Source organism: Kribbella sancticallisti, from assembly GCF_039530625.1.
GTDB lineage: Bacteria > Actinomycetota > Actinomycetes > Propionibacteriales > Kribbellaceae > Kribbella > Kribbella sancticallisti.
Genome location: NZ_BAAAOS010000019.1, coordinates 301,069 through 317,202, shown reverse-complemented (window position 1 = coordinate 317,202; position 16,134 = coordinate 301,069). Strand labels below are relative to the sequence as shown.

Annotated in this window: 12 protein-coding genes; 5 read left to right on the top strand and 7 right to left on the bottom strand. The window is 68.3% G+C overall.

From position 1 onward, the window contains the following. Positions 1 to 204: 204 nt before the first annotated feature. A complete protein-coding gene (lexA, locus tag ABD255_RS15860; protein WP_344214439.1) occupies positions 205 to 978 on the top strand; it encodes a transcriptional repressor LexA in 774 nt (257 codons plus the stop codon). Between the two features lie 48 nt (positions 979 to 1,026). Then, positions 1,027 to 1,539, top strand: coding sequence for a glutathione peroxidase (locus ABD255_RS15855; RefSeq protein WP_344214436.1), 513 nt, complete (start codon positions 1,027 to 1,029; stop codon positions 1,537 to 1,539). 471 nt (positions 1,540 to 2,010) lie between these two features. Here ABD255_RS15855 and ligD read toward each other — a convergent pair whose 3' ends face one another. The 3 genes from ligD to secD form a co-directional block, all read right to left on the bottom strand. Continuing rightward, positions 2,011 to 2,979 carry a non-homologous end-joining DNA ligase gene (ligD, locus tag ABD255_RS15850; protein ID WP_344214434.1) on the bottom strand — a complete coding sequence of 323 codons (969 nt, stop codon included), beginning with the start codon at positions 2,977 to 2,979 and terminating at the stop codon, positions 2,011 to 2,013. A gap of 5 nt (positions 2,980 to 2,984) precedes the next feature. After that, positions 2,985 to 4,961 (bottom strand): ATP-dependent DNA helicase, encoded by a 1,977-nt coding sequence (locus tag ABD255_RS15845; protein ID WP_344214736.1) that lies wholly within the window; start codon positions 4,959 to 4,961, stop codon positions 2,985 to 2,987. 118 nt (positions 4,962 to 5,079) lie between these two features. After that, a complete protein-coding gene (gene secD / locus ABD255_RS15840; protein WP_344214432.1) occupies positions 5,080 to 7,380 on the bottom strand; it encodes a protein translocase subunit SecD in 2,301 nt (766 codons plus the stop codon). 282 nt (positions 7,381 to 7,662) lie between these two features. Here secD and ABD255_RS15835 point away from each other — a divergent pair, with 282 nt between their 5' ends. After that, entirely contained in the window at positions 7,663 to 8,862 is a 1,200-nt protein-coding gene (locus ABD255_RS15835) for a S8 family peptidase (protein ID WP_344214430.1), read from the top strand. Here the strand turns inward: ABD255_RS15835 and ABD255_RS15830 are convergent, their stop codons facing one another. Together ABD255_RS15830 and macS are read right to left on the bottom strand one after the other, a co-directional pair. Then, on the bottom strand, positions 8,863 to 9,504 hold the full coding sequence (locus ABD255_RS15830) for a response regulator (RefSeq protein ID WP_344214428.1): 642 nt from the start codon (positions 9,502 to 9,504) through the stop codon (positions 8,863 to 8,865). Beyond that, positions 9,501 to 10,643 (bottom strand): MacS family sensor histidine kinase, encoded by a 1,143-nt coding sequence (gene macS, locus ABD255_RS15825; RefSeq protein WP_344214426.1) that lies wholly within the window; start codon positions 10,641 to 10,643, stop codon positions 9,501 to 9,503. Before macS ends, ABD255_RS15830 begins: the two co-directional genes overlap by 4 nt. A gap of 240 nt (positions 10,644 to 10,883) precedes the next feature. Here macS and ABD255_RS15820 point away from each other — a divergent pair, with 240 nt between their 5' ends. Next, positions 10,884 to 13,280, top strand: coding sequence for an immune inhibitor A domain-containing protein (locus ABD255_RS15820; RefSeq protein ID WP_344214424.1), 2,397 nt, complete (start codon positions 10,884 to 10,886; stop codon positions 13,278 to 13,280). A gap of 87 nt (positions 13,281 to 13,367) precedes the next feature. Here the strand turns inward: ABD255_RS15820 and hflX are convergent, their stop codons facing one another. Both hflX and dapF read right to left on the bottom strand, forming a co-directional pair. After that, positions 13,368 to 14,831 carry a GTPase HflX gene (gene hflX / locus ABD255_RS15815; protein WP_344214422.1) on the bottom strand — a complete coding sequence of 488 codons (1,464 nt, stop codon included), beginning with the start codon at positions 14,829 to 14,831 and terminating at the stop codon, positions 13,368 to 13,370. An 81-nt stretch (positions 14,832 to 14,912) separates the two neighbouring features. Beyond that, a complete protein-coding gene (gene dapF / locus ABD255_RS15810) occupies positions 14,913 to 15,761 on the bottom strand; it encodes a diaminopimelate epimerase (RefSeq protein WP_344214420.1) in 849 nt (282 codons plus the stop codon). A gap of 102 nt (positions 15,762 to 15,863) precedes the next feature. Between dapF and ABD255_RS15805 the strand changes: the two genes are divergently transcribed. Next, on the top strand, positions 15,864 to 16,133 hold the full coding sequence (locus ABD255_RS15805) for a hypothetical protein (RefSeq protein ID WP_344214418.1): 270 nt from the start codon (positions 15,864 to 15,866) through the stop codon (positions 16,131 to 16,133). Position 16,134 lies beyond the last annotated feature (1 nt).

The following is a 16,134-nucleotide window of genomic DNA, read 5'->3' as shown; positions in this document are numbered from 1 at the left end:
TCGATACGCAACCATTTCCAACCAGGACACGCCGTGGAAATTCCCGGCCCGGACGGCTCTATAACCCGACACACGAACAAACGTGCGAACCGACACGCCTTCGAACAGATGTTTGAAGAATCTCAGGATTCGGTCTACGGTCTTCTCAGTCGACAAAGCAAGGCCGGTGCCCGACCGCCGGCCCGACCCGAGGAGTTGCCACCGATGGCCAGGACGCCGAGCGGTTCCAGCAAGGGCGATCGCAGCACCGCGGAGACATCCGCCAAGACCGTGTCCGAGCTGCCCGACGGCCCCGCCGACGCCACCGGCCTGACCCCGCGCCAGCGCCGCGTCCTGGACGTCATCCGCGACTCGGTCGACAGCCGCGGCTACCCGCCCTCGATGCGGGAGATCGGCGAGCGGGTCGGGCTGACCAGCTCCTCCTCGGTCTCGCACCAGCTGAAGGTGCTCGAGCAGAAGGGCCTGCTGCGCCGCGACCCGAACCGGCCGCGCGCGATCGAGGTCCGCTATCCGGGCGAGGTCGCCGACGCGGCGCGGCGCAGCTCCCTGGGCGCCGTGCGGCAGACGTCGTACGACGAGACCGGGGCCGGCGACGCGCACCCGGCGGCGGCGTACGTGCCGGTGGTCGGCCGGATCGCCGCCGGTGGCCCGATCCTGGCCGAGCAGGACATCGAAGAGGTCTTCCCGTTGCCCAGGGCAATGGTTGGCGAAGGCACCTTGTTCATGCTGAAGGTCAAGGGTGAGTCGATGATCGAGGCCGCCATCTGCGACGGCGACTGGGTCGTCGTGCGCCAGCAGCAGACCGCGGACAACGGTGACATCGTCGCTGCGATGATCGACGGCGAGGCCACTGTGAAGACCTTCAAGAAGACCGAGAAGGAGATTTGGCTGCTGCCGCACAACCCCGCTTTCGAGCCGATCGACGGGCACGACGCGGTCATTCTCGGAAAGGTCGTAACAGTTCTGCGGCGTGTCTGACATCTCAGACGGCGCGCGGAGTCGCGCAGGTCATGTCAGGATTGAGATATGACGACTGTCTATGACTTCAGCGCCACCCGGATCGAAGGCAATGAACAGTCTCTTGCCGACTTCCGCGACCAGGTGCTCCTGGTGGTGAACACGGCGTCGCAATGCAGCCAAACTCCGCAGTACACCGGCCTTCAGAAGCTCTACAAGAGCTACCGGAGGCAGGGCTTCTCGGTGCTTGGCTTCCCTTGCGACCAGTTCGGCCACCAGGAGCCTGGTGACGAGAACGAGATCGCGAACTTCTGTTCGACGATCTATCACGTCACGTTTCCCATGTTCGCCAAGATCGACGTCAACGGCTCGAAGACGCTTCCGCTGTTCAACTGGCTGAAGCGTGAGCAGGGCGGGTTGCTCGGCGGGCGGATCAAATGGAACTTCACCAAGTTCCTGATCGCCCGCGACGGGAGTGTGATCGCGCGCTACGCGCCGACCCACACGCCGGAGAAGCTCGCCGACAAGATCGAGACAGCGCTCGCCGTACCGGCCCCGAGCCGGCGCGAATCGAACGACTGATCCGCCGGGAGCAGCTGGAATCGATCCCGGGGTTCCCGTGGAATCGATGCCTGCTTTCCGAATGAGACACCTGTCCATCTGCTGTCTCAATGCCTCTCGTTGCTTGTCCGACTAACTACACAAGCAATTTCCCGTTTTCCGCAACAAACCGACCGGGTGGGTCGGGAGTTGCCGTCTCCGGTTTTCGCGGGTTGGCTGTGGTCGGGAACGCGAGCAAGCTCGCGGGACGTAACTGGACACCGCCGTCGACCGCCCCCTTGCGAAAGCGCGCCGACCCGGCGAGGTGCCGGATGCGGGTGACTGACTGTCGGCGCCGACAACTGCTGCGAGCTTGCTCGCGTGCTCGGCGCTCGCTGAGGTGGAGTTGTGTGTGAGCCTGCGGCAGCTCTCTATTCCTTCTTGCTCTTGCAGTTGTTCTTGCTCTTGCAGTTGCACTTGCTGTTGGTCATGCAGTTGCTCTTTGCTGGTGGGTTAGCGGAGGACGGTCTCCGGGTTTATGTCTAGCCGGAGGCCTCGCCAGACGGGGTGGCGTAGGCGGCCGTCGGCGGCCCAGCCGGAGTAGGTGACTTCGGCTACCAGGAGCGGGTCCAGCCAGTGGGCAGCGCGGCGGTCCGTATTGGGGATGCTGGAGGCGTCGAAAGGCGGGCGGTCGATCTCCAGCGCGGCCAGTTCGGCGCCCAGTACTTCGAGCATGGTGAAGTCGAGGCCTGAGCCGACCTTGCCGATCAGGACCAGGTCGCCGCCTGGTTCGGCGTACGCGCCGCAGTAGAGGGAGCCGATCTTGCCGGACCGGTTCCCCTCCCCCGGATGCCAGCCGCAGAGAATCACATCGCGGGTGAGTACGGGCTTGACCTTCACCCAGTCCGAGCTGCGTTTGCCCGGCAGGTAGCGGGATTTCCGGCGTTTGGCGACGACTCCTTCGAGGCCCTGGGCGGCCGACAGGTCGAGCGCCTCATCGGCATCGGCGTAGGACTGCGGCACCTCCCAGAACGGGTCGCCGATGTCGAGTGACTCGAGCAGCGCGCGGCGATCGTCGTACGTTGCCTCTAGCAAAGACTTGCCGGCGAACCGGAGTATGTCGAAGACTCGCACCGACACCGGTACCTGCTTGATCAGCTGGGTGAGCTGCCGCGGATCCCGTACGTGCATCCGTCGCTGCAGCAGCCCGAAGGACGGCGCGCCGTTCTCGTCCAGGGTGACGATCTCGCCGTCCAGTACTGCGGGCAGCTCCAGCCCCGGCGCCTTCGCCAGCCCGATCAGCTCGGGGTATCCCCCGGACACGTCGCGGCTGTTCCGCGACCACAGCCGGCAGACCCCGTCGTCCACCTCGGCGATCACCCGGATGCCGTCCCACTTCATCTCGTACGACCAGCCCGGCCCGGACGGCATCTTCCCGAGCGCCGCCATCATCGGCAGCACTGGTGGAGCGGTCGCGGACATCAGACCTAGTCCTGGAGTCTCTTGAGGGCGCCGAGCACCTTCTCACGATCGGCGGTTGGCCACATCGGGGGCAAGGAGGCGCGCAGGTAGCCGCCGTACCTGGCGGTGACTATCCGGGGGTCGAGGATCGCGACGACGCCGCGATCGGTGGTCCGGCGGATCAGCCGGCCGGTCCCCTGCGCGAGCAGCAACGCGGCGTGGGTCGCGGCAACCGCCATGAACCCGTTGCCACCGGCCTCGTCGACCGCCCGCTGGCGCGCCGCCATCAACGGCTCGTCCGGGCGCGGGAACGGGACCCGGTCGATGATCACCAGATTGCAGGTCGAGCCCGGTACGTCGATGCCCTGCCAGAGCGAGAGCGTCCCGAACAGCGAGGTCTCGGGGTCTTCGACGAACTCGCGGGACAACTCCCCCAGCTGTGCGTCGCCCTGGCACAGCACCTTCAGGTCGGTCGCCTCGCGGACGGCAGCCGTCGCCGCTTCGGCCGCGCGGCGGGACGAGAACAACCCGAGCGTACGACCACCCGCGGCCGTGATCAGGTCGACGATCTCCTCGAACTGCTTCTTGCCGAGCCCGTCGCGATGCGGCGGCGGCAGGTGCTTGGCGACGTACAGAATGGCTTGTTTCTCGTACTCGAAGGGTGAGCCGACGTCGAGGCCGCGCCACGGCAGCGGCCCGGTCTCGGACTCGGAGTCGACCTCCGGCATCTCGTCGGCGCCGTCGAGCTTGTCCGACGGGCGCAGGCCGACCTGGCGGGCGATCGCGTCGAAGTCGCCGCCGAGGGTGAGGGTGGCCGAGGTGAGGACGACCGTCCGGTCCTTCAGCACCAACTCGCGCAGCAGCCCTGCCACCGTCAGCGGCGCGATCCGCAACTCGCGGCCGAACCGGTCCCGGTCGACCAGCCAGACGACATCCAGGTCGCTCAGGGCGGCGACCCGCTCGGCGACGTCGAAGATCTCCTTCACCGCGCCCTTGGACTGTCGCTTGGCGCCGTCCGGGTCGTCGTCCTTGTCGTCGGACTTCTTGTTCAGGTCCGAGTACATCCCGCGGGCGGCGTCGCGGACCAGCGCGGCGGCCTCCAGGACGACGCCGTTCGCCGCCTCGATCCGGCCCTCGCGGGTCGCGTCGAGGGCGGCGCGCAACGCGTCGGACGCGTCGATCAGGTCGTCCGCCTTGTCGTCGTCGACGAACCGGCGGGCCCGCTTGGCCGCTCGCTCGACCATCTGCGGGGACAGCTCGTCCCCGGCCGCGCCGGTGACCCGGGCGGGCAGTTCGTGCGCCTCGTCGACGATCACGACGTCGTGCTCGGGCAGCACGGTGCGGTTCTCGAACGCGTCGATCGACAGCAGCGCGTGGTTGGTGATGACGATGTCGGCCTTGCGGGCCTGCTCCTTGGCCTTCTCGGCGAAACACTCCTCGCCGTACGGGCACTTCTGCGCGCCGAGGCACTCGCGCGCGGAGATCGCGACCTGCTGCCAGGCCTGGTACTGGTGGGAGGGCGCGTGGTCACGGTCGCCTGCCTCGCCGTCGAGCAGTTGCTGCTCGGCCCAGTCGCGCAACTCGAGCACCTGCTGGCCGACCGGACCGGCCGGCGGGAGGTCGATCAACATGCCGTCGTCATCGGGAGCGCCCTCGCGGATCCGGTGCAGGCAGGCGTAGTTGTTGCGGCCCTTCTGGATCGCGTACGCCGGGCGGCGCGGCAGCAGCTTCTCGGTGGCGTCGAGCAGGGCCGGGACATCGCGGTCGACGAGCTGCGACTGGAGTGTCAGGGTCGCGGTGGAGACGACGACCCGGCGATCCTCGACAGCGTGGATGAGGGCCGGAACGAGGTAGCCGAGCGACTTACCCGTACCGGTGCCGGCCTGGACCAGGAGATGGGATCCGTCATGCATTGATCCGTTGACGGCTTCGGCCATCTCGACCTGGCCCGGACGCGTCTGGCCACCGATCCCGGAGACCGCGGCCTCCAGCAGTTCCCGCACATCTACACCCACCGCATCACCCTAGCCGGATCCGAGGACACTTTTTCGCCACCGGGCTTGAGGCTGTGGACAAGCCGGTACTCCGTGCGGCAGGAGCGCACGGAGTACCGGGTTGAGGTCAGACGACGGCGCCGCGGTCGGGTTCTGCGTCGCGGTCTCGCTGGACCCGCTTGGGCTGGGGCGGGGGCGCCGGGTAGCGGCGTTCCAGTTCGACCAGGAGCGGGGCGGCGGTGAGGTTGGAGGAGTACGTGCCGACCAGGATGCCCAGCAGGAGCGCGAGAGCGAAGTCGGCCAGGGAGTCTCCGCCGAGGAACAGCAGGGCCGCCAGGATGAACAGCGTGCTGATACCGGTGTTGATGGTCCGCGGCAGGACGTTGATGATCGCGGTGTCGACGACCGGGCCGAGAGCGTCGGTGGCGCGGGCGTTGCGGGTCTCCCGGATCCGGTCGAACACCACCACCGAGTCGTTCACGGTGTAACCGATGATCGTCAGCATGGCGGCCAGGAAGATGCCGTCGACCGGTTTCCCGGTCCAGGCGAACACGCCGACCACGATCGCGACGTTCTGCAGCAGCGCCAGCACCGCGCCCGCGCCGTAGGTCCATCGGAAGCGGATCGCCAGGTAGGCCAACTGCGCCAGCAACGCGACGCCCAGGGCGATCAGTGCCTTGTTCCGCAGTTCGCTGCCGAGCGACGGGCCGATGCTCTCGTTGCGGATCAGTTCGGTCCCGCCACCGACCCGGGAGATCGCCTCGCGGATCTTCTCGGTCTCGTCGTCGGAGATGGAGCCGGTCCGCACGGTGATGTCGTCGGTGCCGGACGCCTGGACCACCGCGGCCGGGTACCCCGCCTCGGCGACCGCGGCGCGTGCCTGGTCGGGAGTGATCTGCTGGGCCGTGCTCACCTCGAGCAGCCGGCCGCCGGTGAACTCGATGCCGAGGTTCAGACCGCGGATCCCGACGCCGGCCAGGCTGACGATGACCGCGACCGCGGTGATGACCAGCCACCGGCGGCTGTGCTTCATCAACGACGGGCGCTTGGCCTCCAGCCAGGTCCGGACCCGGCCGTGGCCGGCGATGCCGCTGATCCCGGGCCGGTTCAGGACGAACTTGCGGGAGACGAAGAACTCGGCCAGCACCCGGGTGACGACGAGCGCGGAGAACATCGACGCGATCACACCGATGCTCAGGGTGACCCCGAAGCCGCGGACCGGGCCGGCCGCGAGGAAGAAGAGCAGGCCGGCCGCGAGCAGCGTGGTGATGTTGGAGTCGGCGATCGCGGACAGCGCGTTCTGGAAGCCGCTCCGCAGCGAGCGCCGCAGTCCGTCGGACCGGCCGCCTATGTAGTCCTCGCGCGCTCGCTCGAAGACGAGCACGTTGGCGTCGACCGCCATGCCGATGGCGAGCACGAAGCCGGCCAGGCCGGGCAGGGTCAGGGTGGCGCCGAGCGCCGTCAGCGCGGCGTACGACATGCCGGCGTAGGTGATCAGGCCGATGACGGCCATCAGGCCGACCAGCCGGTAGACGAGGATGATGAAGAGTGCGGTCAGCGCGACGCCGATGATGCCGGCCCAGGCGCTGGCCTGGATCGCGTCCTTGCCCAGCGAGGGGCCGACGGTCCGCTGGTCGATGACCGTGACCGGGACCGGCAGCGAGCCGCCCTCGATCAGCGCGGCCAGGTCCTTGGCCTCTTCCTCGGTGAAGGAGCCGGTGATCGTGCTGCTGCCGCCGCCGATGCCGATGTTGCACAGCGTGCTGCCGCCGCTGGGGTCGACCTGAGGTGCGCTGATCACCTCGTTGTCGAGGACGATCGCGACCTGGCGCTGCGGCGTGTTGACCGGCTGGCAGGCCGCCTTGCCGGTGATCTGAGCCCAGATCTTGCCGCCGTCACCCTTGAACTCCATCTGGACGAACCAGCCCTGGCCGGCCTGTTGCGGGTCGATCAGGCCGTCGGCGCCGCTGACGAGCTCACCGGTCATGGCCGGCTTGGCCAGCCGCAGTACTCCGGCGCCGGTGTCGCTGGGCAGGTACAACTCCCCTGCCGCGGGCTTGGCCGGCTTCGCCTGGACGTGGTCCAGCACCTCGTGGAAGGTCAACTGGGCGGTCTTGCCGATCACCTTGGCCGCCTCGCGCGGGTCCTGCACGCCGGGCAGTTCGACGATGATCCGCGTGTCGCCCTGCCGGGTCACGCTCGGCTCGCTGACGCCGAGGGCGTCGATCCGGCGGCGCAGTACCTCGAGCGCCTTGTCGGTGGTCTCCTTGTTCGCCTGCACCGTCGGCGAGTCCTCCGCCTGCAGCACGATCTGCGTACCACCCCGCAGGTCGAGGCCGAGCTCGGGTTTCGCCGTCAGGACGACGTACGTGGACGCCGCGAGGACGAGGAACGCGAACAGAGCGCGGACCAGGGACGACCGGTTCACTACAGCCTCCGGGAGATGGGCACCCGCTGTACGGGTGTCGTGACGCAGAGCAGACCACGGGGAGTGGAACGCACAGTGTACGAACGAAGGCAACGCTTCGAACATCCCCGTCCCCCGCGCCAGGGTTGTCAGGCCTGTGCCATGGCATCAGCAGGTAGCCAAACTGATTGACGGCTCAGCTGAGCAGCACCTAACTTCGCACCACCCGTTCCGTAGTCGCTCGCGGACCGAGTGTGATCACCCCTCCGCCCCGGTGGGTGATGAGTTCCCTGAGGAGGAACAGTGCGTCGACGCATCCGCCTGACCTTCGCCGCCGCCATCGTGCCGGCGATCGCCCTGACCACCGCCCTGTCCGCGACCGGCAGTGCCGGCGCGGCGCCGAGTCCGGAACCCGGTGGCCGGATCATCCTGGTCCAGCCCGCCGCCGCCGAACCCGGCGTGAGCGCGGTCAAGGACACCTACATCGTCGAGCTCAAGCAGGACAGCAAGCTGCTGAAGAGCAAGCTCGGGTTCGCCACCCAGCGGCAGTACAGCAGTGCTGTCAACGGCTTCAGCGCCAAGCTGACACCCGGCCAGCTCGCCGCCCTGCAGAAGAACCCCGACGTCGTCGCCATCTCCCAGGACGTCTACCTGGCGAACGTCACCGACGCGACCCAGACGAATCCGCCGTCGTGGGGGATCGACCGGATCGACCAGCGCAACCTGCCGTTGTCGAGGTCGTTCACCTACACGCGGACCGGTACCGGCGTGCACGCCTACATCATCGACTCCGGCGTCGACCCGAGCCACCCGAACTTCGGCGGCCGGGCCAGCTTCGACTTCAACGGCATCGACTCGAACAACACCGACTGCAACGGCCACGGCACGCACGTCGCCGGCACCATCGGCTCCACCTCGTACGGCGTCGCCAAGAACGTCCGGCTGCACGGCGTGAAGTGGCTCAACTGCAGCGGCGGCGGCACCGCCTCGGCAGCGATCGCCGCGGTCGACTGGGTGACCCGGAACGCGGTCAAGCCCGCCGTCGCGAACGCCTCGTGGAACTTCAGCCCGAACACGACGCTGGAGACCTCGCTGCGCAACATGATCAAGTCCGGTGTCTTCCTGGCCGCCTCCGCGGGCAACACCGGCGCGAACTCGTGCGACCGGCTGCCGCGCAAGATCGAGACCGCCCTGGTCACCGCGGCGTCGACCAACACGGACGCGCGGGCGTCGTACTCCAGCACCGGCGCGTGCGTGGACGTCTATGCTCCCGGCTCGGCGATCGTGTCCACCCTGCCCGGCAACACCACCGGGTCCTACAACGGCACCTCGATGGCCACGCCGCATGTTGCCGGCGTCGCCGCGCTCTACCTGCAGACCAGCCCGTCGGCCACCCCGGCCACGGTCAAGTCGTACATCGAGGCCAACGCGACCCCGAACGTGATCAGCGGTGGTGGCACCGGCGGCACGGTGAACCGGCTGCTGTTCTCCAACGGGCTCTAGCTACTGCTCGCTCGTGTCTATCCCGTGCTCGATGGCATAGCGGACGAGCTCCGCGCGATTGTGGAGCTGTAGTTTCCGCAGGGTGTTCTGCACGTGGTTCTCGACGGTCCGGTGGGACAACACCAACCGGGTGGCGATCTGCCGGGCCGTCAAACCACGAGCCACCAGCCGTAGTACCTCTGTCTCCCGCTCGGTGAGCTGCGGCACCTCTGGCCCGGCACCGAGCCGCCTGTACTCCCCCAGCAGCAACCCGGCCAGCCCCGCGCTGAACACGGCGTCGCCTTCGGCAGTACGCCGTACTGCGTCGTCGAACTCGTCCAGCGACGCGGACTTCACCAAGTAGCCGGAGGCACCGTTCTTCACCGCGGCCAGTACGTCGGCCTGCTCGGCGCTGGCCGACAGCACCAGCACCCGGGTGTCCGGGAGGGCGGCGGTGATCTCCCGGGTGGCGTCCACGCCCGAGCCGTCCCCGAGTTGCAGGTCCATCACCACGACGTCCGGCCGGGTCGCCTTGGCGATCCGGACTCCGCCGGCCACGTCCGAGGCCGTCGCGCAGACGTCGTAGCCGCGGCTGCCGAGATCCCGCGCGACGCCTTCGCGCCACATCGGGTGATCGTCGACGATCATGACCCGCACACTCATGGCCTGCTCACCTTCATCTCCCACTCGGTTCCCTCGCCGGGAGCGGTCCGGACCGTCACGCTGCCACCGAGATCGGCGATCCGGCCGCGGATCGACTGGCTCACCCCGAGATGCCCGGACTTGTCCAGTTGATCGGGCGTCGTTCCGGCTCCATCGTCGCGGACGGACAACAGCACCTCGCCGCCGAGGTCCTCGACCACCACCCAGCAGCGGGCGTCCGGGCCGGCGTGCTTGTCCACGTTGCTCAGCGCCTCCTTGACCGCGGCAACCAGTTCGGTCGCGACCGCGGTCGGCAGCAGCACCTGCTCGGCCGGGACCACCACGTCGATCCGGGGTGTTGCCAACGGCAAGAGCAGCATGCAGAGGTCGATGCGGCCCCGGTCGCCGGTGGCGGCACGGGTGGCCATCAGCGTTCGCAGCGCCACCTCCTGCTCGGCAGCGAGCGCCGCCAACTCGACCGCCTCGCCGCCGATCGCAGTACCGCGTCGCTGCACCTGGGCGAGCACCTGCAGTACTCCGTCGTGGATCGACCGGCTGAGGCGGAGCCGCTCGGCCGTCGCGCTTTCGGCGGCAATTGCCTCGCGCAGCCGAAAGGTGGCCCGCCGCATTGTCGTCGCGGCGTACCCGACGACTATTCCGGCGACCAGGAGCAACTGAACGTTACTGAGTATTTTCGCTGCGTTGTCGACACCGCGGAGGGAAAGCAACGCCAGGCTGATTGCCGCCGCCCCGAGCAGTCCGCCGTCGCGGCCGCGGGAGATCGCCAGGGCGATGACCGGGCCGGCCGCCCAGACCGAGGTGAGCACGGAGGCGCCGGCGCGGATGTCGAGCAGGGGCTGGGCCAGCAGGGTCAGGTACATGCAGCCGACCGTGACGATCAGGTCGGCGAAGGCGAGCCGGGTGTTCCGGCGGCCCCAGTGCCGGCTGTAGCCGATCGAGGCGACGATCGTCCACGCGCCCATCACCGCCATCTGGATCACGGCGCCGGACGGGTCGTGGATGCCCGTCCAGCGGCTCCAGACACCGAAGCAGGCGAACACCCAGGTGATCACCCGGAAGACCACCAAGGCGCGCCACAACGGCAGCAGCAGGTCGACGGACTCCCCCGGCGACCGGCCGGCCTCCGGCACTGTGTTCATGGCGGACAGTGTGCCAATCCCGTGGTTCCTCACCCAGCGTGGTGTCACTCCACCGGGTCAGGTGGTCCTACTCATTGCGTGAGTGCATGATTCCCCGCTGTTGCGTGGAAATTTTCCCGAACCACTTCAGCAACACCGAATTTCCCCGTACTGTCGCGGCAGTTCTACACGCTCGGGGGAGCAATGACCACGCCGCGTCACCAAGCGCGGCGTGCTTTTTTCGGATGCAGGGAGGGAATCGTGCGCAAGATATCCGCCGGGCTGTTCAGCCTGGCTTTGGCGACGACGATCGGTCTGAGCATGGCCTCAGCCGGTAACGCCGCCCAGCCCCAGGCCCAGGACCTCGGTACTGCGCCGCCGGTCGCGAGTGAGGCACCGGCCTCGGATGAGCTGCCCAATCCGCTGGAGGACAAGCGCCGGGAGTTGCGCGAGGAAGCCTTGACCAAGGTGCTCAACGGCACCGCCAAGGCCGAGAAGCGCGGGGCCAGCACGGTGGTCCGGCTCGGTACCAAGACCGCCGGCGCCAAGGGCACCAAGACCGCCACCGCCAAGACGGCGACCGCCAAGACCGCCCAGGTGGCGCAGTACGTCGAGCTGGCCCGGGAGAAGACCGACCGGATCTTCGTCGTGCTGGCCGAGTTCGGCAACGAGCGGCACCCGAACTACCCCGACCAGGACACGGCACCCAACGTGCCCGGTCCGGCGACGTTCGAGGGCCCGTTGCACAACGCGATCCCCGCACCGGACCGCTCGGTGGACAACTCCACCGTCTGGCAGCCCGACTACAACCGGCAGCACTACGCCGACATGTACTTCGGCAGCGGCAACTCGGTGAAGAAGTACTACGAGAAGCAGTCGTCCGGCCGCTACAGCGTCGACGGCACCGTCACCGACTGGGTCAAGGTCCAGTACAACGAGGCCCGCTACGGCCGGTCCAACGGCTTCCCGTGCACCGGCAACGTCTGCAACAACACCTGGGCGCTGGTCCGGGACTCGGTGAACCAGTGGGTGACCGACCAGAAGGCGGCCGGCCGCACCACCGCGGAGATCGCCGCCGAGCTGAAGACGTTCGACGAGTGGGACCGCTACGACTTCGACGGTGACGGCAACTTCAACGAGCCGGACGGCTACATCGACCACTTCCAGATCGTGCACTCCGGCGGCGACCAGGCCGACGGTGACCCGCACCAGGGCGAGGACGCCATCTGGTCGCACCGCTGGTACGTCGGTCTGGCCGGCGGCCCGGCCAACAACCCGATCGGTGGTACCCAGCTGGGCGACACCGGTCTGTGGGTCGGTGACTACACGATCCAGCCGGAGAACGGCGGCATCAGCGTCTTCGCCCACGAGTACGGCCACGACCTCGGTCTGCCGGACCACTACGACACGTCCGGTCCCGCGATCGAGAACGGCGTGAACTGGTGGACGATCATGGCGCAGAGCCGGGTCGGCAAGCCCACTGACGGCGGTATCGGCGAGCAGGCGGCCGACCTCGGTGCGTGGGACAAGCTCCAGCTCGGTTGGCTGGACTACGAGATCGTCGCGGCCGGCCAGAACCGGACCCTCGAGCTCGGCCCGCACGAGTACAACTCGAAGAAGGCCCAGGGCCTGGTCGTCACGCTGCCGAAGAAGAGCGTCACCACCCCGTTGCAGCCGCCGTACGCCGGCAGCAAGACGTGGTGGAGCGGCGAGGGCGACAACTTCACCCACACGATGAACCGTCAGGTCACCCTGCCGGCCGGCGCCGCGAGCCTCACCTTCCAGGCGAACTGGGAGATCGAGGACTGCGACACCACCGCGTGTGACTACGCCTTCGTCGAGGTGAACGACGGCACTGGCTACAAGCCGATCCAGGGCACCATCACCAACCCGGCCGAGGGCAACGGCATCGACGGCGAGAGCAACGGCTGGAAGCCGGCCACCTTCGACCTGTCGGCCTACGCCGGCAAGACGATCGGCCTGCAGTTCCGCTACACCACCGACGCCAACACCGGTGGCTTCGGCTTCTTCGCCGACGCGATCAAGGTGATGTCGGGGGCGACCACGCTGGTCGACTCCGGTGCGGAGGCCTCGCCGGAAGGCTGGACGCTGAACGGCTTCAGCTCGGTCGGCGCGACGCTGACCACGCAGCACGACAACTACTACCTCGCCTCGCACATCAACCACGTGTCGTACGACGCGCACCTGAAGACCGGCCCGTACAACTTCGGTTGGGCGAGCACGCTGCCGGACAAGGTCGAGCACTTCCCGTACGAGGACGGTCTGCTGCTCTGGTACTGGGACACCTCGCAGCGTGACAACAACACCAACGTGCACCCGGGCGAGGGCCTGGTCCTGCCGATCGACTCGCACCCGGTCCCGATCAACCGTCTCGACGGTGGCATCTGGCGCCCGCGGGTCGGCGGCTACGACGCCCCGTTCGGCCTCGAGAAGGCCGAGAGCTTCACCCTGCACCTGAACGGCGACCCCAGCTACATCCGCGGTCAGAACGGCGTTCCGACGTTCAACGACTCGAAGACGTACTGGTTCGCCGAGCAGCCGCAGGCCGGCGTCAAGGTCCCGAACCACGGCGTCAACATCAAGGTCCTGGAGCGCAAGGGCACCACCATCAAGGTGAACGTCTCCAAGCGCAACTGACCCCGCACCACCTGAGCACCGAAAACCAGCGGCCCCGGGATCATCCCGGGGCCGCTGGCCTTTGTCGGTGCGTGAGTTCTTTCCGGATCAGTGCGCCGCGTACTGCGTGAGGTCGCCCGCCAGGTTCGCGTGCACCCGGCCGGTCAGGCGGGTGCCGTCCGCGGTGTGCTCGAGTTGGTCGACCGCACCCTCGGAGTGGATCCGCGAGACCAGGTCGCCCCGGTCGTACGGCAGCAGCAGGTCGACCGCGACGTCCGGGATGGGCAGGGAGGCCTCCACCAGCGCGCGGAGCTTGTCGATCCCCTCGCCGGTCCGGGCGGACACCACCAGCGCCCCGGTCTCCCGGTGCAGGATCGGCGCGAGCGCCATCGGGTCGGCCAGGTCGCCCTTGTTGATCACGATGATCTCCGGGACGTCCGAGGCGCCGATCTCGCTCAGCACCTCGCGGACGGCGTGGATCTGGGCGATCGGATCCGGGTGCGAGCCGTCCACCACGTGCAGCAGCAGGTCCGCGTCCGCGACCTCCTCCAGCGTCGAGCGGAACGCCTCGACGATGTCGTGCGGCAGGTGCCGGACGAACCCGACGGTGTCGGTGAAGGTGTAGACCCGCCCGTCGTTCGTGGTGGTCCGCCGGGTGGTCGGGTCCAGGGTCGCGAACAGCGCGTTCTCGACCAGCACCCCGGCGCCGGTCAGCTTGTTCAGCAGCGAGGACTTGCCCGCGTTCGTGTAGCCCGCGATCGCCACCGACGGGATCGAGTGCCGGCGGCGTTCCTGCCGCATCGTCGAGCGGGTGCCCTTCATGTCCTTCAGCTCGCGGCGCAGCTTGGAGATCTTGGTGTTGATCCGGCGCCGGTCGGTCTCGATCTTGGTCTCACCGGGACCACGGCCACCGATACCGCCACCGGCCGCACCGACCCGGCCACCGGCCTGGCGGGACAGGTTCCCACCCCAACCACGCAGCCGCTGCTTCATGTACTGCAGCTGGGCCAGCTCGACCTGGGCCTTGCCTTCCTTGCTCTTCGCGTGCTGGGCGAAGATGTCGAGGATCAGCGCGGTCCGGTCGACCACCTTGACCTTCAGCTTGTCTTCCAGGTTCCGCAGCTGGGCCGGCGCGAGCTCGCCGTCCGCGATCACCGTGTCGGCGCCGAGGGAGGCGACCAGGTTGCGCAGGTCGGCCACCTTGCCGCTACCGATGAAGGTCGCGGGGTCCGGCTTCTTGCGCCGTTGGATCACGCCGTCGAGCACCTCCGAACCCGCGGTCTCGGCGAGCAGTTTCAGCTCGGCGAGCGAGTTCTCGGCGTCCTCGGCGCTGCCTTCGGTCCACACGCCGACCAGTAGCACGCGCTCCAGCAGCAGCTTGCGGTACTCGACCTCGCTGATGTCCGTCAGCTCGGTCGACATCCCGACCACGCGCCGTAGCGCCTGGCGTTCCTCGAGCTCCAGTCCCTCGGTGCTCAAATCCTGGTCATAACCCGACGAGGAGTCCTGGTCGTCCTGATCCAGGTCAAGTTCGACGTCGGTCTCTTCGTATGCGTTCGAATGGGTCGTCATATACCTTCCATCGTGGCACGGGACACCCGGTCAGGCGACCCGATTACTGGTTCAACGACCCGGCGTGCCGGTGAATTCCCCTCAGCGCGGCAGCCAGGCCCGGTCGAACTCCCCGCGGGCGTGCACCACGGCCGGCCCGGTGAGCTCCAGATGGTTGTCCTCACGCCACGTGACCGTGACGGCCCCACCCAGTACTTCGACGCGGTACGTGACCGGTGCGCTCTGGTGCGCGGCCCGGGCGGACGCCACCGCGACAGCGCACGTGCCGGTGCCGCAGGAGCGGGTCTCCCCCGCGCCACGCTCGTGCACCCGCATCGCCACCTCGTGCGGCCCCTTGCGGACGACGAACTCGACGTTCGCGCCCTCAGGAAACGCCTCGGCCGGTGTCCAGCCCGGCTGGTCCAGCAACGGCCCCGGCTCGGTCAGGTCGTCCACGAAGGCCACCGCGTGCGGATTCCCCATGTTCACGTGCAGGGCGGGCCACTGGTGCCCGTTCGCGTCGACCACGATCCCGGCCGGTCCGGGGAAGGCCGGCTCGCCCATGTCGGCGGTGATCGTGCCGTCGTCGTTGAGCACGACGTCCTTCACCCCGGCCCGGGTGCCCACCCGCACCGGCTTGTCCCCGGCCAGGCCCGCCTCCACGAGGTACCGGACGAAGACGCGGATGCCGTTGCCGCACATCTCCGCGACCGACCCGTCGGCGTTGCGGTAGTCCATGAACCAGTCGCCACCGTCCTCGACGTACGACTGCTTCGAGCCCTCGATGATTCGCAGTACGCCGTCGGCGCCGAGCCCGGCGTACCGGTCACAGAGGAAGCGCACCACCGCTGGATCGAGATCCCCGTGCAGGGACCCGTCGGGGTCGGGCAGCAGGATGAAGTCGTTCTCCGTCCCATGCCCCTTCAGCCAGGGGAAGGTACCGGTGCTCATCCACGTCCTCGCTTCGCTCCGGGCGCGGAGGAGACACGGGATGCACAGTGCCTTTTGATGACCTCGCTCCGCTCGCTCATAGGGAGATCGTACGGTTTCGGCATGGGTGAGCAGTTGGTTGCGTACTTCTACGAGCGCGAGGACGCGGAGGCGGTCGCGCATCGGCTGCCGGTGGACGGCCTGACCGTGCGGCGGGAGAAGTTCCAGGGTGAGGACGACGACGAGGACCACCCGTGGGTGCTGGTGCTGCCGCGGGCACGGACCACGCGGTACTGGAGGCGTTGCTGGCGGAGTACGACGGCTGGCTGGAGTCGGCTGCCGTTGAGCCGACTCCAGCACCACCACCGCTACCGACGGAGCCCCGCCGGCTGAA